We start from the raw sequence: 24,888 nt of genomic DNA, 5'->3' as shown, positions 1-24,888 counted from the left end.
AGGAGTGTAGTGTAATGAGTATATATAAAGCATTGACAATCGCCGGATCAGATTCAGGCGGCGGCGCAGGGATACAGGCTGATATTAAAACCTTTCAAGAGCTTGATGTATTCGGAATGTCTGCGATTACAGCGGTAACCGCTCAAAATACGCTTGGCGTTCATGGGGTGCATCCGCTGACTGTAGAGGCGTTGAGACAGCAAATTGACGCTGTTGCTGAGGATTTGAGACCGGATGCAGTCAAAACGGGAATGCTCTGGAATGCCGACATGATTGAAGAAGTGGCAAGAAAAATTGACGAGTACGGATTCAATCGTGTAATTGTTGATCCGGTTATGATCGCAAAGGGCGGGGCATCCTTGCTGCGTGATGAGTCAGTTGCCACCTTAAAGGAGTTGCTCATTCCAAGAAGCTACGCGATTACGCCGAATGTCCCGGAAGCAGAAACGCTGACAGGAATGACAATCAGCTCGCTGGATGACCGGAAAAAAGCAGCGGAGCAGCTCGTCAAGATGGGTGCGCAGCATGTCATTATCAAAGGCGGGCACCAGCCTGAAGACAATCACATTACTGACCTTCTTTTTGATGGCAGCATGTTTATGCAAATCACCCATCCTTATATCAATACGAAGCATACGCATGGCACAGGCTGCACCTTTGCTGCGGCTTTAACGGCCCAAACGGCTAAAGGAGACAGCATCCATCAGGCATTTGAGGTTGCGGCCAACTTTGTCCGTGAAGCGGTGGAAAATACGCTCGGCATCGGATCGGGACACGGGCCGACAAACCATTTCGCTTTTAAACGAAACAGCTTAAATACAAGCCGATGAGATCACCAGCTGATGGTGATCTCTTTTGCGTTTGCTACGGTATGCGCTTTTCATCTGGACAAGGTTATGATATGATAGGAATTAAGATCAGGTACTAATACTATGTCTTTATTAAATATAGGAGGCTTTATACATATGAATTTTTCACTTGAAGGCCGCAACATTGTTGTGATGGGGGTAGCCAACAAACGCAGCATCGCCTGGGGCATTGCGCGTTCTTTACATGAAGCGGGTGCACGTTTGATTTTCACATATGCAGGCGAACGCTTGGAGAAATCTGTTCATGAGCTTGCCGGAACGTTAGACCGCAACGATTCCATCATCCTTCCTTGCGATGTAACAAACGACGCAGAAATCGAAACTTGCTTCGCAAGCATTAAGGAGCAGGTCGGTGTAATCCACGGTATCGCGCATTGTATCGCGTTTGCCAACAAAGAAGAGCTTGTCGGCGAATACTTAAACACAAATCGTGACGGCTTCCTTTTGGCTCATAACATCAGCTCATATTCTCTGACTGCTGTTGTCAAAGCGGCACGTCCGATGATGACTGAAGGCGGAAGCATTGTCACTTTGACGTACCTTGGCGGAGAGCTTGTGATGCCAAACTACAACGTTATGGGTGTAGCAAAAGCTTCTCTTGATGCAAGTGTGAAATATTTAGCTGCTGACTTAGGAAAAGAAAATATCCGCGTCAACAGCATTTCTGCCGGCCCGATCAGAACATTATCTGCTAAAGGCATCAGCGATTTCAACTCTATCTTAAAAGACATCGAAGAGCGTGCACCGCTTCGCCGCACGACAACACCTGAAGAAGTGGGCGATACAGCTGCGTTCTTGTTCAGCGATATGTCCCGCGGGATTACAGGTGAAAATCTTCACGTTGATTCAGGTTTCCATATCACTGCCCGCTAATCAGGATCTATATCAAGCAATCCCGAATAGGGATTGCTTTTTTATTTCTTCTGATTTTCAGCTTTCTGTCATATAGATAGAATATGACACAATCGGAGGGATGAAGATGTCTAATAAGAAAAGAAACGCGGATAAAAAACCGCTCATGTATATTGTTCAGCCGGATTATGCAGAAACTACAAGGTCATCCATGCAGGAGATTGTCATCAAAAGAAAGGCCGACAAACCCGCTCCGCCAAAAGCTGAGGAAACGCCGGCTTACCATGAGAAGCAGCAAGAGGAAGCTGTGGCACAGGATGTCCTGCAAGAAGACCAAAAGCCTGCAGCCGAACCAGTGAGTCAGCAAACACCAGAGGTGAGAGAGCCAGAGAACATAAAAAGCCAAGAGGAACAGAAAGCAGAGCCGCAGGCCGTAGAAGAAACCGTTGAACACGAGCCCCCGAAAGCAGAAAAAAAGGAAGAGCCTGCACTTGAGACCCGGAAGCCTGAGAAAGAACCGGAAGCTGTCCATAGTGCTGATAAAGCGGAGGAAAAAGCACCGCCGGCACGAAAAGTGAAAAAACCGATGAGCAAGATGACGATCCACGAAAAAATTGATTTTTTAACAAAGCTGCCTCATAACATGCCGAGAGCGCTTTGTTTGATTGAAGCCAATGGAAGAACGTACAGGGGCGTGATTGTCGGAAGAAGAAATGATTCCGTCCTGCTTCGAACAACCGGAAACGGAGCCCCAACCGAACTGGCAATCGATGATATTACCTCTTTGCACCCGCTCGGTTTTTAACGAAAAAGAAAAAAGCTGCCCGGCTGATGTTGCCGGACAGCTTTTTTACATAGAGAAAAGCCTGCAGGCCTGCAAGCTTTTCCAGCTTATGATTAATGCTGATGATGTGTACGATTAATTAATCGAGGATTTAAGCAGTTGATTGCGCAGAAGCAGTCTAAGTCAACTTCAATACAGTAGTTCGTTTTTTCGAGTCGGAACACTTCACACACCGTATCTTTATCGGTGAAGTCCAAAATGTGTTTGTGTTCGTCAAATGCGATTAATAATGACAGTGTTGCGCAGCTTCCATGCACTCTTTCGACCCTGAAAAATACTGTATTAAAGCAAGGGCCGTTATCGAGTTCGCCGACATTTCCGAAGGCGACTAATGGCGTTGATTTTGATGTAAATATTGCAAAAGGCACTGTGTCGCCTAACGAATGGCTTACAGATAAAAGCTTAGAGTGGCAGCCGGTCGGGCAGTCTTCTTCAACAGCGTTTTGCAGATCTTCAATATTTTCTACAGCTTCACGCACGCAGCTTGATGTTTTCTGGCTCATATTATCCCTCCTGCCTTATAAATTTGAGACTGGCGAAATGATGGAGAGTCAGCTGCCTCACGCTGGAAGCAGCTGAATGATTTGCACCTGTAATAGAGTTTGGAAGGGGATTCCTCTTTACAAGTGATTATCCATTGTGATGATGCTTTTTATCTTTATGAGGCGATGTTCTGTCAACTAGCTCTGGTGACAGGCACTGAATCGCACAGAAGCATCCGAGATCCACTTCTATGCAGAAATCTGTTTTTTCTAGCCCGAAGAAATCCGGGTCACAAGGGTGGCAAACACTTAAGGTATCGCCTTTAACATCGACAGGGCGTAAAATAGACAGTGTTGCGCAGCAATCACATAATTTTTCAACGCGGAAGAAAATGGATTCAAAGCATTGCATATCATCCACAAATCCCCCCACGTTTCCGAATGTGGAGAACAATCCGCCTTTTTTATCAAACAAGAGAAACGGAATTGTGTCTTTACCTGCAATTGTCGGATTCAAAAGGTTTGTATAGCAGCCAGTCGGACACTGTTCCTCAACTGCCTCCTGCTCTGCTAAAATCTTTTCCACTGCATCGCATACACAGTTCTCATGCCGGCCATGGGTTTTTCCGCAGCTCATTGATTTCAGCTCCTTCTTTATAGGGTATTTGACTTTAGTCCTTAACAACATATGTACCCGTGCCCCACTTGGTGTGGGTGAACGTCTATATATTCATCATATGCTTGGAAAATAAGAAAAAGCAGAGCGTTTTTAGCTCTGCTTTTAGGTTCTAGAGGACAAGAGTGATGACTAGGACAGCGATCAGAACGTTTGTAGCTGTAGAGACAAGGGTTGCGATATCGGCATCTACTGTTGTGACGTTTACGCCGCGGGAGCATTCGATAAGAAGTTTCTGGCGGTTTACTTGCTTGTTAGCTGTAAGCTGCAATAAATCTTGTGCGACTAATTCAGCAATAACGCCATCTGCAATGGAGGTGAGAGCTACTGTCAAGACAGCTGCATTAAGCGCTGTTACAATAGATGTTACGGCTTGAACGTCTGTAGATGAAACGTTGATGTCACAAGAGTCTCTAATAATAATTGTCTCATCTGAGACTTGTTTGTTGAGATTTGCCTGAGCTAGATCTTGGTCGATAAAGGCGTTGTTGTCATTGCCAAACCCATTGTTATTGCAGCAAATATCGCAATTGCATTTTCTTTCTTCTTTTTCTTTCTCTTTGTGCTCTAACGGATGGTCACAGTCAGGATCAAGTGCAACCCAAGAGTATGGTCTGCTTTCCATATCTATTCCTCCTTTTCTTTTACTGTTATTAAATGAGCGAGCCTCTTACTTTGACTGAGGCATTTATCTTGATGATGTGCCCTATTTTTTATGATTAATTTGAATTGTTATTGTTTTGCCGTCTTTGTCTGAGCTGTTCAATGAGCTGCTCTCTGCGGCTAAGCGGTTTATCGCTCTTTTGCTCTTGTACGGCTTCTTCTTCTTTTTTCTTCTTGTGTTTTTCAGCTAGCTCCGCTGATTTCGCTTGCAGGTCTTTTACCATATTCAAAAGCATTTCTTTTTCTTCATCTGATACTTTTTTCATTTTGTCTTTTGTGATGCCGTGTTTTACAAATATGTTTTGGACCAGCATTTTCATCATTGGATCAACTTCTGGGAGCTTTTCAAGCTCTTCTTTGATTTTATCGTTATCTGACATTTGTTCTCACCTCAACTTTTAGTTTGTGAAAAGAAAGGGTTAAAGGATGTCGAATTCAAGGAGCATACTGTTTAACACCTGAAGCAAGATTTGTACAAAGGTTATTATTTCGTCTGCAGACAAAGTAATCTTGATGTTTCGGCTGTTGATAATTTTAATGATGGTTCTTTTTTTGATTTGAGAGTTATCAAGAATGAGTATTTCGCTTGCTACTGTGTCGGCCAAGTCCTCGTCGGCAATAACGAGCTGTGTCAACAGGATAATCAATGTTGTAACCAAGGCTTGTATAGAAAGGGCAGCTGTTATATGTGACGTATCTATTGTGATATTTTCGCAATCAATCACTTCGATCTGCTGCTCGAATTCGCTTGATAATTGCTCAAATATGTCAGGATGCAGGGATTCAATTTTTGTTTCAAATGACATAACCTTCACTCCTTTCTTATCCATACTCTATATAATGCAAATGGGGTGCCGAGCGGAATAATAAAAATAACCAATTTTCTGCCGGACAAGATACAATTCATGAAGAATAGGGTTTTCGCATATATGTGAAGGGATCATGATTGGCAAAGGAGTGAACGAGTGGTTATAAATGGGCTGACAATTGTTCTTCTATCGCTTGCGGTCTTTCGGCTCGCCCGCCTGCTGGTGTTTGACACGATTATGGCGCCGCTTCGCAGTCTGTTTCATGAAGAGAAGGAAGAAAAGGATGCGGACGGGAACATTGAAACCTATATCGTGATTAAGGGAACCGGTGTCAGGGCGTTTATTGGTGAATTGCTGAGCTGCTATTGGTGCACAGGCGTGTGGTGCGCCGGCTTTTTGATTTTATGCCAGGCGTTGATCCCGCAAGCGGCGCAGTGGCTGATTTTACTTTTGGCGATCGCCGGCCTTGCCGGCATCATAGAAACGCTCGTATCAAAATGGCTGCAAGAATGAGGCGTTACCACCAGCAACTTTTCACTAGCATCAGCATAAAGTAGCATATATGACATAAGGAAAGGAAGGGGACAAAAATGAGCCAACATCATAAACCTTCCCAAAAATCTCCATATACAGATTCATCGTATCAATCAAAAAAGATAAAAAAGAAAGGCTGCGGGTGCGGAAATAAAAAGAAAAAGCCTCAATAGCCTGGCAAAGAAACCGGAGAACTCCGGTTTTTTGTTTTTTTAACGGGGCGGCCTCGCTCAGCATATATCATAAGCGGGGGATAAAAGTGAATGAGTTTGAAAAATGGATAGAAGGAAGATATGAACCACACGAACAAAAGCAAAAAGAGTATGAAGACACGATGGGCCGTATCAGAAAAGACTTGGATGCATTTGATAAAGCCGGTCTGGAATTTGAAGATGAGATTGAAGAGCTGGCTGAAAAAACGGAGGCCTTACTTAAGAAACATCAAGCTCAATATGATCAATCATAAATCCGCAAACGCCCTATGCGAATATCCAAGCCGATCCAAGCAGCTCACATAGTGTATAGAGAGTAAAGGAGGTGCTTATCTATGGGCTTTGGATACGGATTCGGCGGCGGCTACGGCGGCTGTTATGGCGGTTATGCTGGCGGTTACGGCGGCGGCTATGGTTCAACATTTGTTTTGTTGGTCGTATTATTCATTCTCCTCATCATCGTAGGTGCATCTTTCTTTTAAGATGTATTGAGGAAGTACGGGTTATAACCCGTGCTTCCTTGCCTTGTGTTTATTTTTAAAAATGTTGGAAAAGCACATTGTATTATGTGCATTCATACAATACCGTATTACTCCGCCAAAAGGAGGCGCATTATGGATAATCAATTTTTTAAGAACATCGAAAAGAAAACAGGTGTGAAGATGCAGGATGTAATGAATCTTGCCGGATCACTCCAAAACGCTAATTTTAAAGATGAAAATACAGTGCGCAGTGTGATTAACCGCGTAGCGCAGATGGCAAACAGACGCGTGCCAAAAGAATTAGAAGATAAAATTGTGGAATCTATTACAAGCGGAAAAGAAAAGCTTGATTTTGGCACGATTTCTAAAATGATGGATAATAAATAAGTGGATGGCCTGGCTGACTCACTGCAGCGGGCCTTTTTTTACAGTAAAAACCCGGCAGTAATCTGCCGGGCTGTTAATGATGCAAGGGCTGTCTTGCTTTCTGTACCAGGGGATACAAAAATCTTGAGCGGTTGGCTGTTTTGCCGCGCCTGTTAGCGGGGCAAGACAAATATAAATGCTGTTTCGCCCGGGTCATGGCTACATATAAAAGGCGTCTTTCCTCCTCAAGAGCGGCCTCGTCTCCTTTTCTTGCCGTTTCTAATGAGAAATCGTGCGGAATCGAGCCGTCTACAGTGCCTAACACGTAGACTGTTTTGAATTCAAGTCCTTTTGACCGGTGAATGGTCATCAGCTGAACGCCATGTTCATCCGTTCTGTTTTTCTCAGCGGCCCTCATATGGTCTACGTGGGCAAGAAAGTCAGGAATCGTTTTGAACTTCTTGGCGACAACCTTGATGTCACGCAAGTCATCAGAGCCTTTTTCCAGCTTGTTGCCCTCATTGCCCCGCTTTTTTAAATATTCGGAGAAGCCCATTTTTCCTTCTGCAAAGGTGATGGCTTCTACGGGTTTCATTGTGCGGAGGCTTGCAAAAAACGGTACGATTTTCTTGATTTTGTCCAGCTGGAATGGCTTCAGATCAGGCAATTTGGCCAGCGCTTTGATCATGGTACAGTTCTCTGTAATCGAGAGCGCCTTCAGCGTATTCAAAGCGGACTGTTTTAAAAACAAGGCGGGAAGCAAATGTTTAATCGCCTCGGTGTCATCCTCATTTTGGCTGGCGTACAAGTAGGCGAGAATCTGGCGGACGATCCGTCTGCTGTAAAACGATTGGACGCCGCGGTCAGCTGTATACGGAATTGACGATTGATGAACCCTTTCATATATAGCACGGCCTCCGCTGTTTGTGCGGTAAAGAACCGCAAAGTCTTCTGGACTGGCTCCATTTTGAATTTTTTCTTTGATATCGGAAACGACCATTGTGGCTTCTTCCTCTTCATCATAAGGATAAAACAGCACAGGGACCTGAATGTCATCGCGGGCCGCTTCAAGCGTTTTGGCATATCTGTTTTTGTTCTTTTTCACAACGATATCAGCACTAGAGACGATCGGGTGCGTAGACCTGTAGTTCGCAGTTAAATAGATCGTCTTCGCTCCCGGATAATCCTTTTGAAAATCAAGAATGAAAGACGGATTGCTTCCGCGAAACGCGTAGATGGACTGGTCATCGTCTCCGACACAGCACAGGTTTTGCTCCGGGCTGGCGAGCATTTGCATGATTTTGTATTGAACCGGATTAATGTCCTGAAACTCATCAATTAAAATATACGTAAACCGAGATTGATATTGTTCCAGAAGGTCAGGCCGCTCGATAAACAATTCATAGCAGGCTGAAGCCATGTCATCAAAATCAAATTGGCTGTGTTCTTTTTTCTGGCGTTCATAATGTTCATATAAACGATAAACTTGTTTTTCCCACTCATCTTTTAGAGGGATGCGTTCATTTGGGACATAAGTGTTTTTCCAAAAACCGATCTGCTGCAGAGCTTGGTCAACTGGGAATTCTTTCTCATCGATGCCTTCTTCATAGAGTGCTTTTTTGATATATTGTTCCCGCTGCCACTCCATTTTCAGCAGATGCTCACCGTTCCATTTAGCAGAATTAGAGTGATACAAGATCTTATAAAACAGACTGTGGAATGTTCCTGTCACAAGTCTTCTGATTTTTGCCGGCTGTAATCCGTACTGGTTCGCCATACGCTCTTTCATTTCAGCGACAGCTTTTGTTGTAAAGGTGACAAGCAGCATATTTTCAGGCGGTATGCCTAAGTGTTCGATCATGTGGGCGGCACGGGCTGTCAGCACCCGTGTTTTTCCGCTCCCCGCACCTGCAAGCACAAGCAGCGGACCTTCTGTTTCCGTGACCGCTTTCAGCTGATCCGTGTTTAAGCCGACAGACGGAAAAAGGCTCGTATCGGGTTCTATTGTTTTTGGCACAAATGGTGTTCCTGGTTTAATGCTTCTTGGACGGTGCCATTCCGTAACAGCTGGAGACGGGTCAGCGGCGATCGCTTTTCCCTTGGGCAAACGAATGACACCAGATTCCTGATCATCTTCTTTTTTTTCCTCTTTGGCGGGCTTCGGAGCACACGCCTCCTCACATGCCGGGAAATCGCCTGGCTGGCGATGGATAAACTCTGGCGGATCGGCGATGTTAAGCCGTAACAAAACGGGATTTCCGCAATGAGAACAAAATAAATGTCCTTTTATTCCTTCTTCAAAGAGGAATTGATAATGTTCTCTCGAATATGTATGTAAATGTATGATTCTATCATTCAGTCGGGCGCATTTCAAAAAGGGGTCCTCCCAATCAAAAGGTGTTCATTACAGACAATGACTATCATATCAAAAGAAATGTGTTTCAAAAAGTAAGTTTAAGGGAAAAGAGACAGCAGAGGGGTGGGTATTGTATGATATATGCAGGTCAAATTCAGAACCAGCAATACGCTCAATATGCTAATAGAACGATTGGACATAAGCAGGATTATGCCGGAACCGAAAAAATCAGCTATGTCCCGTTTCAGCGGGTATACAAAGAACTGGAAAAGCAGCAGGAGAATCAAACGGCAGCTGAAAGAAAAGTAAACGAGATGAAACGTAAGCGCTCTCTTTATAAGAGGTTGCGAGAAAAAGGAATGGGGACATATATTAATCGATATGTATAAAAAACCGTTCATACGAGAGAACGGTTTTTTTATATGCAGTAAAAATCCGGATCTCAAAAGATCCGGATGCGTTCAGTCCTTCATCATTTGTAAGTGCGGAATGCCGGCATCGAGGAATTCTTTTTCAGAAAGCACGCGATACCCGTGTTTCTTGTAAAACGGCACAGCCTGTGTTTGCGCGTTTAAAATGAAACCGGAAGCGCCTCCGTCTGTCGCGGCTTTTTCGAGCGCTTTCATAATGATGCCGCCGACACCGGCTGAGCGGTGGCTTTTCAGTACGCAAATCCGCTCTAACTTGCCATAGCCGTCCTTCATGCGCCATCTTCCGGCACCGACAGGCTTTTCACCGTCATACACGACGATATGCTCTGACTCATTTTCAAGTTCGTCAATTTCTTCTTCAGCAGGCACGTTTTGTTCTTTGACAAAGACTTCTTCTCTTACATAGAATGCATCTTTCAGTTGTTCTTCATTTTTTGCGATAACTGCTTTCAAACATTATTCTCCTCTGCCTAGCAAGAAGGTTTCATATACTGTCCACGATCCGTTTTCCAACTGGTAAAGCAAGTGGAAACGGTCAACGATTTCTTCATGCGACACTTCCTGCATTTTTAATTGTCCCAGCACATCTGAATGCTCATCGTCGGAAAGATTTTGGCCGACCGTCACATGCGGAACGAAATTATATTCCTGTTCTCCTGCCAACACACCGGTGTATAGCTTTTCATTGAGCGTTTTTAACTCTTCCGTCGGTTCTGCTTTGATGTAAATGACATTATTGACAGGCGCAAATGAGCTGTATTTTGTCATTTTGAGAACGAGTGGGTGGGACTCTTTTGCGATGTTTCTTAAATGTGATACGAGCTGATCCGCTTTCTCCTCCGCGCATTCAAAGGATGCTCTGAGCGTCAAATGAGGCGGGATTAGAGAGTAGCTTGGGTCATAGCGCTTTCTGTAAGAGTTTGCAAGGTCTTGGAGCTTTTTTGATGGAAATAAAACGATTCCGTATTTCATATAATGTCCCTCCTGGAAATAAAGTATGATAGAGTGTTAAAGCATTTTTTTCAGCGCCGGGGTGATGAGCGGCTGCCAGTATGTCCATTTGTGGTCTCCGTCAAATGGCTCGAAATCATAATCGGAAAGCTTTTTCTCCAGCAGCTGTTTCAGCTCCCGGTTCGGTTCTGTAAAGTCCAGAATGTTCCCGTCTGTCGTGTGGACGTCAGTTTCTTTTGTTCCGATTTGGTGATAAATAGAGAGGTGTTTGATATCGCCTGACTGTTTCACGGCTTCTAGTACATGTTTGTCAACATAGGGAGACTGCATGATGATGTTGCCAAACATATTCGGATAATCAAGCGCTGTCATAAGTGACACGGTCGCTCCGAGTGAATCACCGATCAGCGTTCGGCCGTAACCGATCTGATAGGTTGGATACTCATCATCTGCAAAAGGAACGAGCTCATGGGCGATGAACCGTTTATAAGCCGAAAATTTTGAACCCTCCGGATGATAAGTGTTTCTGCGCTCTTTTACATCCTTATAAGGAACACCGATAATAATGCTCCGGTCTATTTCGCGTTTCGACAGCAATTCCTCAACCTGTCTGCCGATCCTCCCCAGCCTGAAATAATCGTGGCCGTCCTGCGCGATAATAACATGGTATTTATAAAGCGGGGAGTAGTTGGACGGCAGGTAAACAAGCAAGGTCATTTCCTCGTTAAGCTCTTTTGAAAAGAATTTCTTTTCTTGCACTGTGCCGTTTTTCGGTGCCATAAAAACATTCCTCCAGGACATCACTATACTTTCTTGCATTTTCAATTATTGTACCATGAATTATTAGAAATTTCTCTCTTTAAACGGTTCGGCACACGAAGAAAAAAGTGTTGAAATAAACTGTGAATTGCGCTAATATAAAACAATCAGAAAATTGAAATCGATATTTCTTATCGTGAGAGGTGGAGGGACTGGCCCTTAGAAACCTCAGCAACCGGCTTGTTTTGCATGTGCAAAGCGCCAAGGTGCTAAATCCAGCAAGCGTTTTTTATGCTTGGAAGATAAGAAGAAGCGTTAAACCCCTTCTTCTTATGAAGAAGGGGTTTTTATTTTGAAAAGGGAAGGTGTCAGCTATATGTCACAGCACGTTGAAACGAAATTAGCCCAAATTGGGAACCGTAGCGATGAAGTCACGGGAACAGTGAGTGCTCCTATCTATTTATCAACAGCATACCGCCACAGAGGGATCGGAGAATCTACCGGATTTGATTATGTCCGCACAAAAAATCCGACACGCCAGCTTGTTGAGGACGCCATCGCTAACTTAGAAAACGGCGCGAGAGGGCTTGCTTTTAGTTCGGGAATGGCTGCTATCCAAACGATTATGGCGCTGTTTAAAAGCGGAGATGAACTGATCGTTTCATCGGACCTATATGGCGGCACGTACCGTTTATTTGAAAATGAATGGAAAAAATACGGATTGACTTTTCATTATGATGATTTCAGCGATGAGGACTGTTTACGCTCTAAGATTACGCCGAATACAAAAGCGGTGTTTGTGGAAACGCCGACAAACCCCCTCATGCAGGAGGCGGACATTGAACATATTGCCCGGATTACAAAGGAGCACGGTCTTCTGCTGATCGTAGATAATACATTTTATACACCGGTCTTGCAGCGGCCGCTTGAGCTGGGAGCTGACATTGTCATTCACAGCGCAACCAAGTATTTAGGCGGGCATAACGATCTGCTTGCTGGACTTGTCGTGGTGAAGGATGAGCGGCTCGGAGAGGAAATGTTTCAGCATCAAAATGCGATCGGTGCCGTCCTGCCGCCATTTGATTCGTGGCTTCTGATGAGAGGAATGAAGACGCTGAGCCTCAGAATGCGTCAGCATCAGGCAAACGCGCAGGAGCTTGCGGCGTTTTTAGAAGAGCAGGAAGAAATTTCGGATGTGCTGTATCCCGGAAAAGGCGGCATGCTGTCCTTTCGTCTGCAAAAAGAAGAATGGGTCAATCCGTTTTTAAAAGCACTGAAGACCATTTGTTTTGCAGAAAGCCTCGGCGGGGTGGAAAGCTTTATTACATACCCTGCGACCCAGACGCACATGGATATTCCTGAAGAGATCCGCATCGCAAACGGGGTGTGCAATCGGTTGCTGCGCTTTTCTGTCGGTATTGAACATGCGGAAGATTTAAAAGAGGATCTAAAACAGGCATTATGTCAGGTCAAAGAGGGAGCTGTTTCATTTGAGTAAACACAATTGGACGCTGGAAACCCAGCTCGTGCACAATCCATTTAAAACAGACGGCGGAACCGGGGCGGTCAGTGTACCGATTCAGCACGCCTCGACTTTTCACCAATCTTCATTTGAAGAGTTCGGGGCATATGATTACAGCCGCTCTGGCACGCCGACAAGAACAGCTCTCGAAGAAACAATTGCCGCATTGGAAGGCGGAACAAGAGGATTTGCTTTCAGTTCAGGCATGGCTGCCATCTCAACAGCATTTTTACTGCTGTCACAGGGTGATCACGTTCTTGTGACAGAAGATGTATACGGCGGAACCTTCCGTATGGTGACAGAGGTGCTGACCCGGTTTGGCATTGAGCATACGTTTGTCGACATGACGGATCGTAATGAAGTGGCGCGGAGCATCAAGCCGAACACAAAGGTCATTTATATGGAGACACCGTCAAATCCGACACTTGGGATTACGGATATTAAAGCGGTTGTTCAGCTTGCAAAAGAAAACGGCTGTCTGACCTTTCTGGACAATACATTCATGACACCGGCACTGCAGCGACCGCTTGACCTCGGCGTGGATATTGTACTTCACAGCGCGACAAAATTCTTAAGCGGACACAGCGATGTGCTCTCAGGTTTGGCTGCTGTCAAAGATAAAGAGCTTGGGAAGCAGCTGTATAAGCTGCAAAACGCGTTCGGCGCCGTCCTTGGCGTACAGGATTGCTGGCTTGTCCTGCGCGGATTAAAAACATTGCAGGTCCGTTTAGAGAAAGCGAGTCAAACAGCCCAGCGGCTTGCGGAATTTTTCCAGAAGCATCCGGCGGTGAAGCGCGTGTATTATCCGGGACTGGCTGATCATCCCGGCGCTGAAACCCATAAAAGCCAGTCAACGGGAGCGGGCGCCGTACTATCTTTTGAGCTTGAAAGCAAAGAGGCCGTTAAGAAGTTAGTCGAGAATGTGTCACTGCCGGTCTTCGCTGTCAGCCTTGGTGCCGTGGAATCGATTTTGTCCTATCCGGCAACGATGTCTCACGCGGCAATGCCTAAGGAAGAGCGTGAAAAACGCGGTATCACTGATGGCCTGCTCCGTCTGAGTGTGGGCGTCGAACATGCAGACGATTTAGAACACGATTTCGAACAAGCGCTGAAAGAAATTGCTCCAGTTGCGGTTCGTTAAAAAAGAAGCCGGGGATGGCCCGGCTTCTTTTATTATTGTTCGTCATCAGGATTCAGAATCGCGAGGACTTGATGATCCTCCCAAACGCCATTAATTTTTACATTTTTTCGGGCGATGCCTTCTTTATGAAATCCCGCTTTTTCTAAAACACGCATGGACCCGAGATTACGGGGCATCACACCGGCTTCAATCCGATGCAGTTTCAATTCGTGGAACGCATAATCAACAACCAATCTGACTGCCTCTGTCATAATGCCCTTTCCATTATGGGCTTTGTCTAAAAAATACCCGATGAACGCAGTTTGCAACGCGCCACGGATGATTTGAAAGAGCGAAACCGTCCCGATTAATCTATCGTCTGACGCTGTAAAGATGCCAAAATGATATTCTTCATCTTTCTCAAGTCTTTCCTGATACTCGGTTATCCGTTTTCTTTGCCCCTCAACCGTATAGTAATCGTCTGCGCGTATCATAGAAAACTGTTCGAAAAAATCCCGATTTTCGCTTTGCAGCCGCAGATTTTCTTCGGCATCCGTTACTTCTAAAGGTCTAACATAAATGGTTTTTCCTTTTAACATACAGTGATCTCTCCGTTCTCGTGTCAGCTTTCCTCTTACATTATTCTCAGGGAAATGCAAATATCCTTTTTATAAGAAGGAAGAAAACCAATTTCCAATAAAAGTGCCAACATAGTTGCCGATTAAGTAGCCGAGCGTACCGACAAGCATGATCGGGGCGACAAGCTCCCGCCATCCCTTGGCAATTGCCATCGCAGCCGCAGTCGTCGGTCCCCCGACAGTAGCGTTGACGGCGAGCAGAATTTCTTCAAGCCGCACGCGGAACAATTTTCCGGCAGCTAAGGAAACTGCTAAATTGCTGATCGCAATGATAAACACGAATAATAGAATAAGAGGCGCATTCGTGACGATTAAGCGGAGATCTGCAGGAATGCCGATCACCACAAAAAACAAATAAATCAAAAAGGTTCCAAGTTCCTGAGATCCATTGAGCCTTTCAAAAAAACGCGGGAAAAGAAAAATGATAAGAACAGTTAAAGACGTAAGCACCAGGTACTGATCGCCAAGCGTACCGGTCAGCAGGGGATGAGAAAAAATGCTTTTAAAATAACCGGAAACCTTCATACTAACCGCAACAAGTGCGAAAGCGGCACCGGCATTAAATGCGATATCCTTTAAGGAAATATCCTTCCGTTTCCAATAGCTTTCAGCACTGTTTCCGCTGTTTCCATCGGCTTTTACCTTCTCTTCAAACGGCATGGCATAATGCCGCTGAAACCATTTGAGTGCAGGAATGCTGATTAAAATAAAAAACAAAAGCGCCATCATAAAATTATCAGCCACAACGGTAGCCGACACATATTCACCAGGCGTCTCAAATTTTGCCGCCATCGCCGCAAAGTTGACCCCGCCGCCGATATAAGAGGCGCTGATCATCCCGCCGATTTTATCGAGATAGGGAATATGCTGTTTGAGTAGAAAAAAAGCCAGGATACTGCCAAGCACTGTTCCAACGGAGCTAATCAGAAAAATAAACAGCAAACGCCTGCTTTCCTTAAAAATTTGCCTAACATTGATCTGAAACAATAAAAGTGGTATCGCCAGTGGTACCACATAAGACCACACAGTGTCATACACAGGCGACTCAACAGGAAGCACTCCTACATTTGTAAACACCATAGCACCTGCAAGGGCAATAATAGCGCCCGACACAGCAGAAGCCCACTTAAAGCGCTGCTCCAGCCCGATACTCACTGCCGCCCACACCGCAATAAACCCCCATAATACCCAAACATCATCGGAAGAGATCAAAGAATGCAAAACCCCATCACCTCTATTGTTGGAAAATTAAGACATATTATAATAGCCGGGGAACGGAACAGCAAGTCCAAAAAAAGTTTTTCTAAAAAAGCAGTTGACGAATAGAAGGGAAGGTTATATAATAGAACTTGTCAGAAAGACAATAACATACCCAGCAACACATACATATCATGATTCCGTAGCTCAGCTGGGAGAGCGCTACCTTGACAGGGTAGAGGTCGCTGGTTCGAGCCCAGTCGGAATCATAGCTTAAACCCTTGCGTAGCAAGGGTTTTTTACTTTGCCTATTTATTGATTTTGTCATCATTCATCGAGTTGGGGACGGAAGTTTTTTTAAGCTGATTTTGAAGTGAATTCAAAATCAGCTCTGTTTCTATGCTAGGTTAAAGTTTCAATATTCTTTTCGATTTTTTGAATAACTTGTTCGAGCCATATGATTGGAGATACGCCGTAACTAAGAACGTCCACTCCGTCAGCAGCTTCATCGATAAAATCATTCTTTTCTTCATCCGAATAATCGCTGTTAATAAAATCTTTCAATGCAACTATATCAGTTTCTTGCTCTTCTTTTGGAATCTCTTCTAGTATTCGTCCAGTGCTGATTCTGGAGAATCAATATCCTGATGAAAATAACCGCCAAGGAATCCAAATACAGAATCAGAAACTTCGATTTCTATCATTACTTATCACCACCAAGAAACTGGTAACTTTAAATCTGAGAGATGGTACGTATCTTATTCTATATAACTTTCTGCTATATCAATATAATTTGTCATTTCTAAATCAGGGTACTTTTCATCTAATTTTCTTAAACAATTAATAAGTTCTTTACTTTGCAAACTTTCAGCTAAATCTTCAAATACTTCACTGATCCAATATAAATCTTCTTTATTACAATTTTCTAGATAGCTAATTGAATTTTCCTCATTTTCTGAGAGTACTTCAATTATTTCATCCCAACTCTTTTGAATTTCATAGTCATCATTAAGATTAAGTTCTTTTCTTTTAATTAATATAGCTTCCATTTTTTTCTCTAAGTTCATATTGGTCCTCTTAACTAAGAAGGGCTATTATTTTCAGCTTGCTTTTCCTATTGTTACATCTCCATCATGGAAAAATTCAATAACATAACCAGATTCGCTGAACATGAAAGTATCTGAACCTACAGCAGTTACATCATCAATTACGTTTAAAGCGTTGTCTAAGCTGGTTTTTACAGCTGGATAATCACCATAAGCCCAGAGGAGAATAACATTTTTGTCATCTATTTTATTCTCAATTAACCATTCGTCGATATCTTCAGCATAATCAATAGATCTGTGAGTAGTTACTTCATCCCATTTAATTCTTCCCCATGATGTGAAGGGGAAGCTTTCGCCAAGTTGTTCATGATATTTGCGTGTCTCAGAAATAGTGAGGACTTCTTTGTTATCTCCAAGAGCTTCTAGACATTCTTCGTATAAAGTCATATTAACACTTCCTATTTATTTAAATGTTTTAAAAGGGATTTATAAGTATCTTCGTTTCCGTTAAAAGGTATATAATATTTCTTTGCCTTATCTCCTTTTCCATTTCTATAATCCTCAACATTTATATGAGGTCCCTTTTCGGGGTCATAATCTAATCTCCAAAGGACTTTATTATCTCCAGACATTCGGCCAGTAACTTTACCAAAGCCTGCGCTTTTAGATAAAGTACCTATAAAAGGTTTTGAATCTATTCCTAAATCACCAATTAGATTTAGCGCCTCATTTCTAGCTTGTTCATATGTATCTACCTTTGGAAGCGCGACTTCTCTTGATTTTTTGGAAAGGCCTTTTTTAACTGTCTTGTTGTTTGATGACTTACCATTGATTGATTTAAAGAATACACTATCTTTAGTGGAATCGGCTATTCTTTTTAGGAGCGGCGTATTTTTAACGTTAATAGTATTCCCGGCGTCTTGTAGAATCCCTTCTAATGCAGGAGTATATCGATTAACATAAGGTTTGACAGATGGATTGCCATTCTTAATCTTTTCACTAGCTGCTTTCCCAACTTTAGCAAGATCCTTCGAGCCTGTTGAGACAGATGACTTTCCACCTTTCAATAACAGAAGACTTCCGCCCAAATAAGTAACATAGTGCATCCGTGTATATGCATCCCCGTGAATCATTTTTTTATCCCAATTATCCTTCAATGTGTCAACCATACTTTGAAAGGCAGCTTGATAGTCGTATTCCAAAACGGTATCCAGCACTTTTTGAGGCTCCTTGTTTAAGTTGTCAATTGTCCAACCGATATTCCATCCGAATTGAATGGCTCCTTCACCGGTATCCTTGGCAAGATCGTATATACCAACAATCGCACCCTTGGCGCCATCACCTATGATTTGCAACACTTCTTTTCCGTTATCCATGAAAGCTTTACGCTGTTCAAGAAATGAAACAAATTCAAGCTGTTCAGGGGTAAGGTTCTCATAGCCGACCTTCTTGGCAATGTCTAAGTATTCATCTGGATCCGTCACTCCGTCAGCTAGCTTCTTTTTCAGCTCTTTGATTTCTCGTTCTTTCGCTTCATCTTTCTTGATCTTCAAATAAGCTTCAGTCTGTTTCTCGATATCGCCTTTTTTCTTATGTATGTCACTTTCACGGTACGCCTTGGCGTAGTGAATGGGCGTAGCGTTTTTCCCTTTTCCTGTGGATTCCTCAAGCTTTTGAAAGTCCTTCTTGATGAATTGCTCGTTTGGCTCTGACTGAGCATATTCAGAAACAAGTGCTTCGTCAACACTGCCTACTTTATTAACTGTTTTTTTGCGTTGGTTCTCCGCATCGGCAAGTTCGTCTTTAAAGGTTTCTGTCGAGAACAAATCAAGCGGAAGAATATCGTCGATATCATGTATGATATCTTTCATCGCTTTCTTTTGTTCAGACATTATGGATTTTGATTTTGTGTAGGCGTTAGCCAGCTCGTGTTCTAAGAAGGATTCTTCTATGTATGCATCAGACAAGCTGGCGTCATCTAAAGTGCCTGAAATGCTTGTTAAGAAAGCAATTTTCATATCAAGTAAGTCAATCCAATTGTCAGCTACACCGGCATGATCTTGGTAAAATACTTTGATGTTGTCGGCACCTTTTCCAGAAAACTCACTGTCATCTAAATCAGCTACAGCTTTAAAAGCCTTTTTTAGATTGACCATCTGACTTCTTAATTCTTTGTATTCCTTTGCACGTCTATCTGCTTCTGAAAGCAGTGATTTGGCTTCAAATACTTTCATGATCATATCCTTTCGTTTGAATAGCTCCAACAAGATTTTACCATGGGAAAATGAAGAAATAGACAGCGATGTAATTCAAAAGTGTGAAATGAATAATTTGATCTGTGTCAATTTACCTATTCGGATTATTTGTTTGGAAACTAATGACGCAGTAAGACGATTCCAGCTGATGAATGGTTTAAATCCTAATGGCATTTATGGCCCGAAAACTAAAGCGAAGCTCGAATCCCTTCTTAAATAAAAAAGCCCTTCCCGATTGGGAGGGCTTTTCTCTTATTTAATAGAAACGTGATGTGTGTACCAGTTTCCGGTTGCAGTGAATCGTAATTCCATATGGCCGTGGCGGTTACCTCCATACTTTACAAACGTGTAATCAGAATTGGCGATTGCATCCTTAGCCGTTTTATCAATGTTTGCAATTTTCTTGGAAGTGATTTTACCATTAATTAGAAGCAGGTCGGAAGAAGTATCGACTGTATGATGAGTGAACTGAACTTTTGGAAGGTACATCTTAATAGAAAAACCCTTCTCTATAAGAGCAGGGTTTTATTTTTTATACATGCCTATTTTTTATCTAAACTTGCAACTACATCTTTAATATAGCTAGCAAACTCTTCGTTAGTTACCTTATTATGGCGGCCATCATAAGTTGCTGAGTTTCTGTTATATAGAGAATATTTCGGGAAAATTACAAACGAACCACCGTTAATCATTCTTGTCACAATACGAGCGGTATCTGGCATTTTTATTTCTCGGCCATCTTCATCATATCCTAAAAAACCTTCTTCCCATAATGAGCGGTCTTCATATTCTCCAGAGGTTAATTCAAGAACTTCTTCTCCGTTGAAATGCACAGACCAATGAAGTTCGCTCTCATCGATAAGCTGATGAGTATTAGTTTCTTCATCTTGCTGATCTTCATATACTTTACTACGGTTAAACGAGCTAGTATCTAGTCTAAAATACCACCATTCAGGATTTTCTCCAATTGGATGGAAAGATAATTTTGTAGGATTTACTATTAAAACATTACCGCTAAAGTTTAATTCTATACGTCCATCTTCAGAAGAAAAAACAGAATCTGTTAGATCATCCCCGCCACCTGCTGGCATAAAAGTATGATTATCAGCTTCACTACTCCCTATCTTATGTAATATTCGAACTATATGACTTCGGTCAGTAATTGTCATTTGAGAAGTAGGCACACCATCAAATATTTTAGAGATAAGGTCTTTCCATAAAACTAAGTGTTTTGCTTTTGTTTCTTGATACTTCTCTTCATATTCTTTCATAATTGCCCCCAAAGGTTTTATAAAATATTAATTGTTTTCTAAATAATGATAATTATTCCATAGGATGTGATTATTATCAAGATGTATTCTGTTAGTAAAGATTCTTTACGTTTGTAATATCAGACAATTTAATTAAATTTGTATCACCTTTTAAATCCTTCACATGAAACTTCTGTTTCACTTCGTTTATGAAATGGACATGTCCTGTTATTTCTTCTATAAAGCCATCTCTGTATACAGTGATGACCAGAAGCGAGTTAAATTCCATGGCTTCGCAAATAGTGCGTGCCATTTCCTCGAGCAGGTATTCATCGAGAATGGGTTTTTCGATTTTCTTAACTTCTCTCTCTTTCTGTTTAAAAGGGCAGCCCTTTGCTCAGGCAATATGAATTTTTGTTCCCATCTCTTGTCGTAAATTCCTTGACTCATTCTGATCATCTCCTTGGATAAATTATATGCGAACAAACGTTCCTTAATTAACGGAGAAAATAATGGAATATCAAGACTGTAGTGTAATCCTAATTAGAAAAAGAATCGGTAAGTTATAATGCTATTTGGGGACAGATGGGGACGAATTGGGGACCAACTTGTTCATTTTTAGTCAAAACAGAAGATTTTTTATCAGAAACATTTGTCAGAAAACCCTATAAAATAAGGTTTCGAAATGAAACATACGTTCGTATCAGAACATAATCGCTACCTTGACAGGGTAGCGATCGCTGGTTCGAGCCCAGTCGGAATTATAGCTTAAACCCTTGTGCAGCAAGGGTTTTTTACTTTGCTTTAATAAAGCAGGTTTATCAAATTCGCGAGTTGTTGGCGAACTTTTCTCTCCAAACAAACATAAGGTTTTTAAAATTTTCTGTTTCCATGGAACTTTTGTCATTTACACTTTCTGTATAAAGATGTTCTACGACCGTTTTATCTTTTTTTATATATGCAATGGTGGTGTTTAATTGAATCTCATATTCTACGGATCAAAAATCGCAAACGCGGTTAAACGGTTCCAACTGATGAATGGTTAAAAGCTAACGGTATTTATGGACCTAAGACTAAAGCGAAACTTGAAGCGAAATTATAAAAAATTAAACCCCTTCTGTTGTAGAAGGGGTTTAAAATTCATTTATCAATTTTCTTGTGGAGCAATCTTTGCCACTGGAGCACCACAGAGTAGGAAGAATGCAAATACTGCTGGTGGGGAAACTGCTAAACCTATAGTTCCTAGAAATCCTACAACAGTCAACCAATCTCCGTTTTGAATGGCTTTTTGAACTTGATTTAAAGCACCTTTACTTAAGTTAAGTGCATCTTCTAAACATCCTTGAACACTATTGATTTTGACATCGGTATAATTATATTCCTTATTCATATAATTAGCGAAAGCAATCATGCCCTCTTTTTGAGCTGGAGGATAAGGAGCTTTTTCAAGCTCGTCCTCATTGACTGTATATCCCGTCTCTTTGTCAAAAACTAAAATTTTAGTAAAGATGTACTCAACTTCTGCAACAGATTTTTCAATTTGTTCTTCAGTTAAGCCATCTAAACCGTCCTCCGGATTCAATTGTGTTGCTGAAGCTGCTGGTGCAATTGTGGCAATAGCAAGAAAGAAAATCGACGCCAGAAAAAACAATCTTTTCAACATGTGTGAACTCCCCCTTTTTTGAAATGGTAAAGCAATTCAATAGTAACATACATTTTTTCAAGAAAAAGGGAGTTTTATTTAGAATTAAACAAATTAGACATAATAAGTCAAATATCGACAGAAGATTGTTACCACAAGTGCAAAGCAAGAAACGAAAGTGCCCATGCAAATATCCCGAACATTACAAAGAATCTAAGAAAAGTTTCGTATTTTGTAAGTTTTCGTTCTTTTTTTGTTTTACCTAATCTCCAGTAAAGGGCATAGCCGGAGAATAATAAAATTATTTGTCCCAGTTGAGACACGGACTCTAAAAACTCTATACCATTCATTGATTTCACCTCTTATTTAATTATCGCAGACGGAAAAACCGTTTCCAACAGTTATATAAAAATTGAGCAATCCGTAATATGTCTAATGGTATATGAAATGATGTTTCCCTTATCCAGCAGACCATAAGTGTATAGTGGTAGCAGCGTTACTCGGGGTTAAGCGGGCATGTGCAAGCCAGCTTAATGTTAGAATATAATCGCTACCTTGTGACAGGGGGAGAGGCCCCTGGTTTGAGACCAGTCGAAATCATAGCTTAAACCCTTGCGTAACAAGGGTTTTTTATTTAGTTATATTTGTTAGCTTTGTGTCTACATAGGGACGAATTGAGGACGAAAATTTTTTTGCTGATTAAGAAGTGAATTCAAAATCAGCCCTATTTTTATGCTAGGTTTAATGGATTATAAGGTTTCAATATTCTTTTCTATTATTTGAATAACTTGTTCGAGCCATACTAATGGAGATACTCCGTAACTAAGAATGTCCACTCCGTCAGCAGCTTCATCTATAAAATCATTCTTGTCTTCATCCAAATAATCACTGTAAAATCTTTTAATGCTACTATATCAGTTTTTTGCTCTTCTTTTGGAATCTCTTCTAAGTATTCGTCCAGTGCTGACTCTGGAGTTTCTATATCTTGATGAAATATACCTCCTAGAAAATGAAATACAGGTTCAGATAAGTTTGTATCTATCATGATATCATCTCGTTGGCTAGCCAGTTAATATAAAGATACCTTTTCAATAAATTTTAGCAATTGTTAAAACAGTAATTGTATCTTCTCCCTTGGCTATTTCTCTTCTTAAATCTTCATTTCCTTTATAGGAGTATAAAGGCTTGTTCTTATCACAATTTAACCATTTTTCTATCTAACTGTAAATTAAGAGTACTATTAACAGCTCTTTCTGTAGTGCTTTATTTTTAAATGATGATGAACTGGAAATCTTCTTGTTACTCATTTTGCTTTTAGCTAGTCTTTGAATCAGTTCTTCGTCGGTTCCCATACCCCCACGACTAAGTCTTTAACACCAAATATAGTACCGTCAATCGCATTCATTACTCTACTATTACCCCTTAAATCGCTGCCTTAATGTCGGGGGTTGTTTTTATTTTTCAAGAAAATGTTATAATGAAAAGCCATAAAATGATGGGAGGGGAAATTTCGATGCATTACATAACGGCATGTTTAAAAATCATCAGTGATAAAGACCTTAATGAGATAATGAAGGAATTCAAAAAACTTGAGGAAGAAACGAACAAAGAAGAGGGTTGTATTACATTCCATGCTTATCCGCTTGAGCCATCAGAACGTAAAATAATGCTTTGGGAGATTTGGGAAAACGAAGAAGCTGTGAAAACCCATTTCACGAAAAAACACACAATAGACGTTCAAAAACAAGAATTAACGGAAGTAGAATGGTTAATGAAAAGCAATGTGAATGATTGAAAGGCTCTTTAAAAAGAGACATTCAACGACTTAGTATCAGCCACTTGTGACTAAGTAGTAAATTGTTGTCCAAATCTTATTTTTTCTATTTAATATTTTTTGAGACGAAAATGTTTTTTTAAGCTGATTTTAAAATGTATTCAAAGTCAGCTCTGTTTGATTTAATGGATTATATTCTTTGGATAGCTTGTTACCATCATAATGGAGATACTCCGTATAAATTGGAGGTTAAAATAATGAGTCATTCTCAAGAAAAAATCGCACTAATTACAGGAGCAAGCAGTCAAGGGGATATTGGTACGGCTATTTGTCGTAAGTTAGCCTCACAGGGTATACATATCTTCTTTACTCACTGGAATTCTAATACGGCCTGGATAGAAGAATTTCAACAAGAAATTTTACGTATGGGTGTCCGCTGTGAGGCAATGAAAATTGATTTATCAGATGCACATGCTGCATTCACAATACATGAAAAAATTTCAGATAAATTAGGATATCCTTCCATCCTTATTAATAATGCAGCTCATTCCGCAAGTGATAATTATGTATCGTTAGATGCTAAATCACTTGATGAGCATTATGCGGTTAATATGAGATCGAATTTTCTTCTTTGTGTTGAATTCGCCCGTCGGTTTAAAAAATCTAATTTAATATCAGGAAGAATCATCAATATGACATCAGGGCAGGATTTAGGTCCTTTGCCTGGGGAGTTAGCGTATGCAGCAACTAAAGGAGCTATTTCTGCATTTACTAGGTCGTTATCACAAGAACTTGCACCATTGGGCATCACTGTTAACGCCGTAAACCCAGGTCCAACAGATTCTACATGGATGACAGATGAAATAAGAAATTTTCTTTCACCTAAATTTCCAATGGGGCGTATTGGCACACCAGATGATGCAGCACGAATGATTGCTTTTCTTGCAAGTGATGAGGCTGAATGGATAACTGGACAAATTATTCATTCAGAAGGTGGATTTATTCGGGGCTAAGCTACTGAAACACAATATACACCAATGTATGATGTATTCCCAAAACTAAATCTAAACTTGAAGCGCAATTGAAATAAAATAAGGTCCCTTCTCTTTTTAGAGGGGGACCTTATTTTATTCATGCATGTTTTGCATCCAGAAAATC

Annotated in this window: 31 protein-coding genes, 1 tRNA gene, 5 pseudogenes and 1 riboswitch; of the genes and pseudogenes, 15 read left to right on the top strand and 22 right to left on the bottom strand. The window is 41.6% G+C overall.

All coding sequences use genetic code 11. From position 1 onward, the window contains the following. Positions 1 to 14 precede the first annotated feature (14 nt). From thiD to cotO, 3 genes are all read left to right on the top strand, one after another. Entirely contained in the window at positions 15 to 830 is an 816-nt protein-coding gene (gene thiD / locus BGM23_RS15765; RefSeq protein ID WP_014479462.1) for a bifunctional hydroxymethylpyrimidine kinase/phosphomethylpyrimidine kinase, read from the top strand. Between the two features lie 135 nt (positions 831 to 965). Further along, on the top strand, positions 966 to 1,742 hold the full coding sequence (gene fabI / locus BGM23_RS15760) for an enoyl-ACP reductase FabI (protein ID WP_003232896.1): 777 nt from the start codon (positions 966 to 968) through the stop codon (positions 1,740 to 1,742). A 100-nt stretch (positions 1,743 to 1,842) separates the two neighbouring features. Further along, positions 1,843 to 2,526, top strand: coding sequence for a spore coat protein CotO (gene cotO, locus BGM23_RS15755; RefSeq protein ID WP_072692635.1), 684 nt, complete (start codon positions 1,843 to 1,845; stop codon positions 2,524 to 2,526). A gap of 92 nt (positions 2,527 to 2,618) precedes the next feature. Here cotO and cotZ read toward each other — a convergent pair whose 3' ends face one another. The 5 genes from cotZ to BGM23_RS15730 form a co-directional block, all read right to left on the bottom strand. Beyond that, positions 2,619 to 3,068 (bottom strand): spore coat protein CotZ, encoded by a 450-nt coding sequence (cotZ, locus tag BGM23_RS15750; protein WP_014479464.1) that lies wholly within the window; start codon positions 3,066 to 3,068, stop codon positions 2,619 to 2,621. A gap of 127 nt (positions 3,069 to 3,195) precedes the next feature. After that, entirely contained in the window at positions 3,196 to 3,684 is a 489-nt protein-coding gene (gene cotY / locus BGM23_RS15745; protein WP_014479465.1) for a spore coat protein CotY, read from the bottom strand. A 151-nt stretch (positions 3,685 to 3,835) separates the two neighbouring features. Further along, complete coding sequence (gene cotX / locus BGM23_RS15740) at positions 3,836 to 4,348, bottom strand: spore coat protein CotX (protein WP_015252341.1); 513 nt, start codon at positions 4,346 to 4,348, stop codon at positions 3,836 to 3,838. 94 nt (positions 4,349 to 4,442) lie between these two features. Then, a complete protein-coding gene (locus BGM23_RS15735; protein WP_015252340.1) occupies positions 4,443 to 4,766 on the bottom strand; it encodes a hypothetical protein in 324 nt (107 codons plus the stop codon). Between the two features lie 39 nt (positions 4,767 to 4,805). Further along, positions 4,806 to 5,192, bottom strand: coding sequence for a spore coat protein (locus tag BGM23_RS15730; RefSeq protein ID WP_029726269.1), 387 nt, complete (start codon positions 5,190 to 5,192; stop codon positions 4,806 to 4,808). 159 nt (positions 5,193 to 5,351) lie between these two features. On the opposite strand from BGM23_RS15730, the gene yjcA reads away from it, so the two are divergent. The 4 genes from yjcA to spoVIF all read left to right on the top strand — a co-directional run bounded on the left by yjcA (position 5,352) and on the right by spoVIF (position 6,810). Continuing rightward, complete coding sequence (yjcA, locus tag BGM23_RS15725) at positions 5,352 to 5,708, top strand: sporulation protein YjcA (RefSeq protein ID WP_014476457.1); 357 nt, start codon at positions 5,352 to 5,354, stop codon at positions 5,706 to 5,708. 280 nt (positions 5,709 to 5,988) lie between these two features. Further along, positions 5,989 to 6,195, top strand: coding sequence for a hypothetical protein (locus BGM23_RS15715; RefSeq protein ID WP_017695696.1), 207 nt, complete (start codon positions 5,989 to 5,991; stop codon positions 6,193 to 6,195). An 81-nt stretch (positions 6,196 to 6,276) separates the two neighbouring features. After that, complete coding sequence (gene yjcZ / locus BGM23_RS15710) at positions 6,277 to 6,423, top strand: sporulation protein YjcZ (protein ID WP_015252337.1); 147 nt, start codon at positions 6,277 to 6,279, stop codon at positions 6,421 to 6,423. 132 nt (positions 6,424 to 6,555) lie between these two features. Further along, entirely contained in the window at positions 6,556 to 6,810 is a 255-nt protein-coding gene (gene spoVIF / locus BGM23_RS15705; protein WP_003232870.1) for a sporulation-specific transcription regulator SpoVIF, read from the top strand. Positions 6,811 to 6,883: 73 nt separating this feature from the next. Here spoVIF and BGM23_RS15700 read toward each other — a convergent pair whose 3' ends face one another. Next, entirely contained in the window at positions 6,884 to 9,163 is a 2,280-nt protein-coding gene (locus BGM23_RS15700) for an ATP-dependent helicase (protein ID WP_053581887.1), read from the bottom strand. 116 nt (positions 9,164 to 9,279) lie between these two features. Between BGM23_RS15700 and BGM23_RS15695 the strand changes: the two genes are divergently transcribed. Beyond that, entirely contained in the window at positions 9,280 to 9,534 is a 255-nt protein-coding gene (locus BGM23_RS15695) for a hypothetical protein (protein WP_003232866.1), read from the top strand. A gap of 72 nt (positions 9,535 to 9,606) precedes the next feature. Here BGM23_RS15695 and BGM23_RS15690 read toward each other — a convergent pair whose 3' ends face one another. Genes BGM23_RS15690 through BGM23_RS15680 form a run of 3 tightly spaced genes read right to left on the bottom strand, consistent with a single transcriptional unit; the run spans position 9,607 to position 11,307 of the window. Continuing rightward, complete coding sequence (locus tag BGM23_RS15690) at positions 9,607 to 10,029, bottom strand: GNAT family N-acetyltransferase (RefSeq protein WP_029726267.1); 423 nt, start codon at positions 10,027 to 10,029, stop codon at positions 9,607 to 9,609. A gap of 3 nt (positions 10,030 to 10,032) precedes the next feature. Next, the gene (locus BGM23_RS15685; RefSeq protein ID WP_003232861.1) at positions 10,033 to 10,548 is read right to left on the bottom strand and encodes a YjcG family protein; all 516 of its coding nucleotides are present in this window, start codon (positions 10,546 to 10,548) and stop codon (positions 10,033 to 10,035) included. 36 nt (positions 10,549 to 10,584) lie between these two features. Continuing rightward, positions 10,585 to 11,307 (bottom strand): esterase family protein, encoded by a 723-nt coding sequence (locus BGM23_RS15680; RefSeq protein ID WP_029726266.1) that lies wholly within the window; start codon positions 11,305 to 11,307, stop codon positions 10,585 to 10,587. 167 nt (positions 11,308 to 11,474) lie between these two features. Then, a riboswitch (SAM riboswitch) is annotated at positions 11,475 to 11,595 on the top strand. Between the two features lie 67 nt (positions 11,596 to 11,662). Between BGM23_RS15680 and metI the strand changes: the two genes are divergently transcribed. Then, positions 11,663 to 12,784: a cystathionine gamma-synthase/O-acetylhomoserine thiolyase gene (gene metI / locus BGM23_RS15675; RefSeq protein ID WP_003232857.1), complete on the top strand. Its 1,122-nt coding sequence runs from the start codon at positions 11,663 to 11,665 to the stop codon at positions 12,782 to 12,784. Continuing rightward, on the top strand, positions 12,777 to 13,949 hold the full coding sequence (metC, locus tag BGM23_RS15670; protein WP_017695700.1) for a cystathionine beta-lyase: 1,173 nt from the start codon (positions 12,777 to 12,779) through the stop codon (positions 13,947 to 13,949). The genes metI and metC overlap by 8 nt, the downstream gene beginning before the upstream one ends. Before the next feature lie 32 nt (positions 13,950 to 13,981). Here metC and BGM23_RS15665 read toward each other — a convergent pair whose 3' ends face one another. Together BGM23_RS15665 and BGM23_RS15660 are read right to left on the bottom strand one after the other, a co-directional pair. Then, entirely contained in the window at positions 13,982 to 14,527 is a 546-nt protein-coding gene (locus BGM23_RS15665; protein ID WP_003232852.1) for a GNAT family N-acetyltransferase, read from the bottom strand. 69 nt (positions 14,528 to 14,596) lie between these two features. Next, positions 14,597 to 15,787 carry a DUF819 family protein gene (locus BGM23_RS15660; RefSeq protein ID WP_029726265.1) on the bottom strand — a complete coding sequence of 397 codons (1,191 nt, stop codon included), beginning with the start codon at positions 15,785 to 15,787 and terminating at the stop codon, positions 14,597 to 14,599. A gap of 172 nt (positions 15,788 to 15,959) precedes the next feature. On the opposite strand from BGM23_RS15660, the gene BGM23_RS15655 reads away from it, so the two are divergent. Then, positions 15,960 to 16,032, top strand: a tRNA-Val gene (locus BGM23_RS15655). A 133-nt stretch (positions 16,033 to 16,165) separates the two neighbouring features. Here BGM23_RS15655 and BGM23_RS21930 read toward each other — a convergent pair. From BGM23_RS21930 to BGM23_RS15635, 4 genes and pseudogenes are all read right to left on the bottom strand, one after another. Beyond that, positions 16,166 to 16,467, bottom strand: a pseudogene (locus BGM23_RS21930) (contact-dependent growth inhibition system immunity protein). A gap of 54 nt (positions 16,468 to 16,521) precedes the next feature. Beyond that, positions 16,522 to 16,830: a hypothetical protein gene (locus BGM23_RS15645; protein WP_046664079.1), complete on the bottom strand. Its 309-nt coding sequence runs from the start codon at positions 16,828 to 16,830 to the stop codon at positions 16,522 to 16,524. A 33-nt stretch (positions 16,831 to 16,863) separates the two neighbouring features. Further along, positions 16,864 to 17,256 (bottom strand): CDI toxin immunity protein, encoded by a 393-nt coding sequence (locus BGM23_RS15640; protein WP_003232847.1) that lies wholly within the window; start codon positions 17,254 to 17,256, stop codon positions 16,864 to 16,866. Between the two features lie 11 nt (positions 17,257 to 17,267). Beyond that, on the bottom strand, positions 17,268 to 19,043 hold the full coding sequence (locus tag BGM23_RS15635) for a T7SS effector LXG polymorphic toxin (RefSeq protein ID WP_046664081.1): 1,776 nt from the start codon (positions 19,041 to 19,043) through the stop codon (positions 17,268 to 17,270). Between the two features lie 136 nt (positions 19,044 to 19,179). Here BGM23_RS15635 and BGM23_RS21530 point away from each other — a divergent pair. Further along, a pseudogene (locus tag BGM23_RS21530) lies at positions 19,180 to 19,284 on the top strand (peptidoglycan-binding domain-containing protein); the annotation flags it as partial. 32 nt (positions 19,285 to 19,316) lie between these two features. Here the strand turns inward: BGM23_RS21530 and BGM23_RS15630 are convergent. The 4 genes and pseudogenes from BGM23_RS15630 to BGM23_RS21920 form a co-directional block, all read right to left on the bottom strand. After that, complete coding sequence (locus BGM23_RS15630) at positions 19,317 to 19,553, bottom strand: hypothetical protein (RefSeq protein ID WP_015715688.1); 237 nt, start codon at positions 19,551 to 19,553, stop codon at positions 19,317 to 19,319. 53 nt (positions 19,554 to 19,606) lie between these two features. Continuing rightward, on the bottom strand, positions 19,607 to 20,335 hold the full coding sequence (locus tag BGM23_RS15625) for a hypothetical protein (protein ID WP_015715689.1): 729 nt from the start codon (positions 20,333 to 20,335) through the stop codon (positions 19,607 to 19,609). Positions 20,336 to 20,426: 91 nt separating this feature from the next. Next, positions 20,427 to 20,764: pseudogene (locus BGM23_RS21925) on the bottom strand (YolD-like family protein). A gap of 253 nt (positions 20,765 to 21,017) precedes the next feature. Beyond that, positions 21,018 to 21,221 (bottom strand): hypothetical protein, encoded by a 204-nt coding sequence (locus BGM23_RS21920; RefSeq protein ID WP_128422176.1) that lies wholly within the window; start codon positions 21,219 to 21,221, stop codon positions 21,018 to 21,020. Between the two features lie 85 nt (positions 21,222 to 21,306). On the opposite strand from BGM23_RS21920, the pseudogene BGM23_RS22215 reads away from it, so the two are divergent. Next, positions 21,307 to 21,416: pseudogene (locus BGM23_RS22215) on the top strand (peptidoglycan-binding domain-containing protein); the annotation flags it as partial. Positions 21,417 to 21,461: 45 nt separating this feature from the next. Here BGM23_RS22215 and BGM23_RS15615 read toward each other — a convergent pair. From BGM23_RS15615 to BGM23_RS22025, 3 genes and pseudogenes are all read right to left on the bottom strand, one after another. Beyond that, on the bottom strand, positions 21,462 to 21,977 hold the full coding sequence (locus BGM23_RS15615) for a hypothetical protein (protein WP_014476481.1): 516 nt from the start codon (positions 21,975 to 21,977) through the stop codon (positions 21,462 to 21,464). A 128-nt stretch (positions 21,978 to 22,105) separates the two neighbouring features. Then, positions 22,106 to 22,306 carry a hypothetical protein gene (locus BGM23_RS22210; RefSeq protein ID WP_015715692.1) on the bottom strand — a complete coding sequence of 67 codons (201 nt, stop codon included), beginning with the start codon at positions 22,304 to 22,306 and terminating at the stop codon, positions 22,106 to 22,108. A gap of 399 nt (positions 22,307 to 22,705) precedes the next feature. Then, positions 22,706 to 23,001 (bottom strand): annotated as a pseudogene (locus BGM23_RS22025) (contact-dependent growth inhibition system immunity protein). Positions 23,002 to 23,433: 432 nt separating this feature from the next. Between BGM23_RS22025 and BGM23_RS15600 the strand changes: the two are divergent. Together BGM23_RS15600 and BGM23_RS15595 are read left to right on the top strand one after the other, a co-directional pair. After that, positions 23,434 to 23,751, top strand: coding sequence for a putative quinol monooxygenase (locus tag BGM23_RS15600; protein ID WP_072692634.1), 318 nt, complete (start codon positions 23,434 to 23,436; stop codon positions 23,749 to 23,751). A gap of 236 nt (positions 23,752 to 23,987) precedes the next feature. Then, entirely contained in the window at positions 23,988 to 24,743 is a 756-nt protein-coding gene (locus tag BGM23_RS15595) for an SDR family oxidoreductase (RefSeq protein ID WP_038427603.1), read from the top strand. Positions 24,744 to 24,888 lie beyond the last annotated feature (145 nt).

It is taken from the genome of Bacillus sp. FJAT-14266 (genome assembly GCF_001719225.1).
In the GTDB taxonomy this organism is placed as follows: domain Bacteria; phylum Bacillota; class Bacilli; order Bacillales; family Bacillaceae; genus Bacillus; species Bacillus subtilis.
The sequence above is the reverse complement of the archived record's forward strand: the minus strand, read 5'-3'. Positions and strand labels throughout refer to the sequence as shown.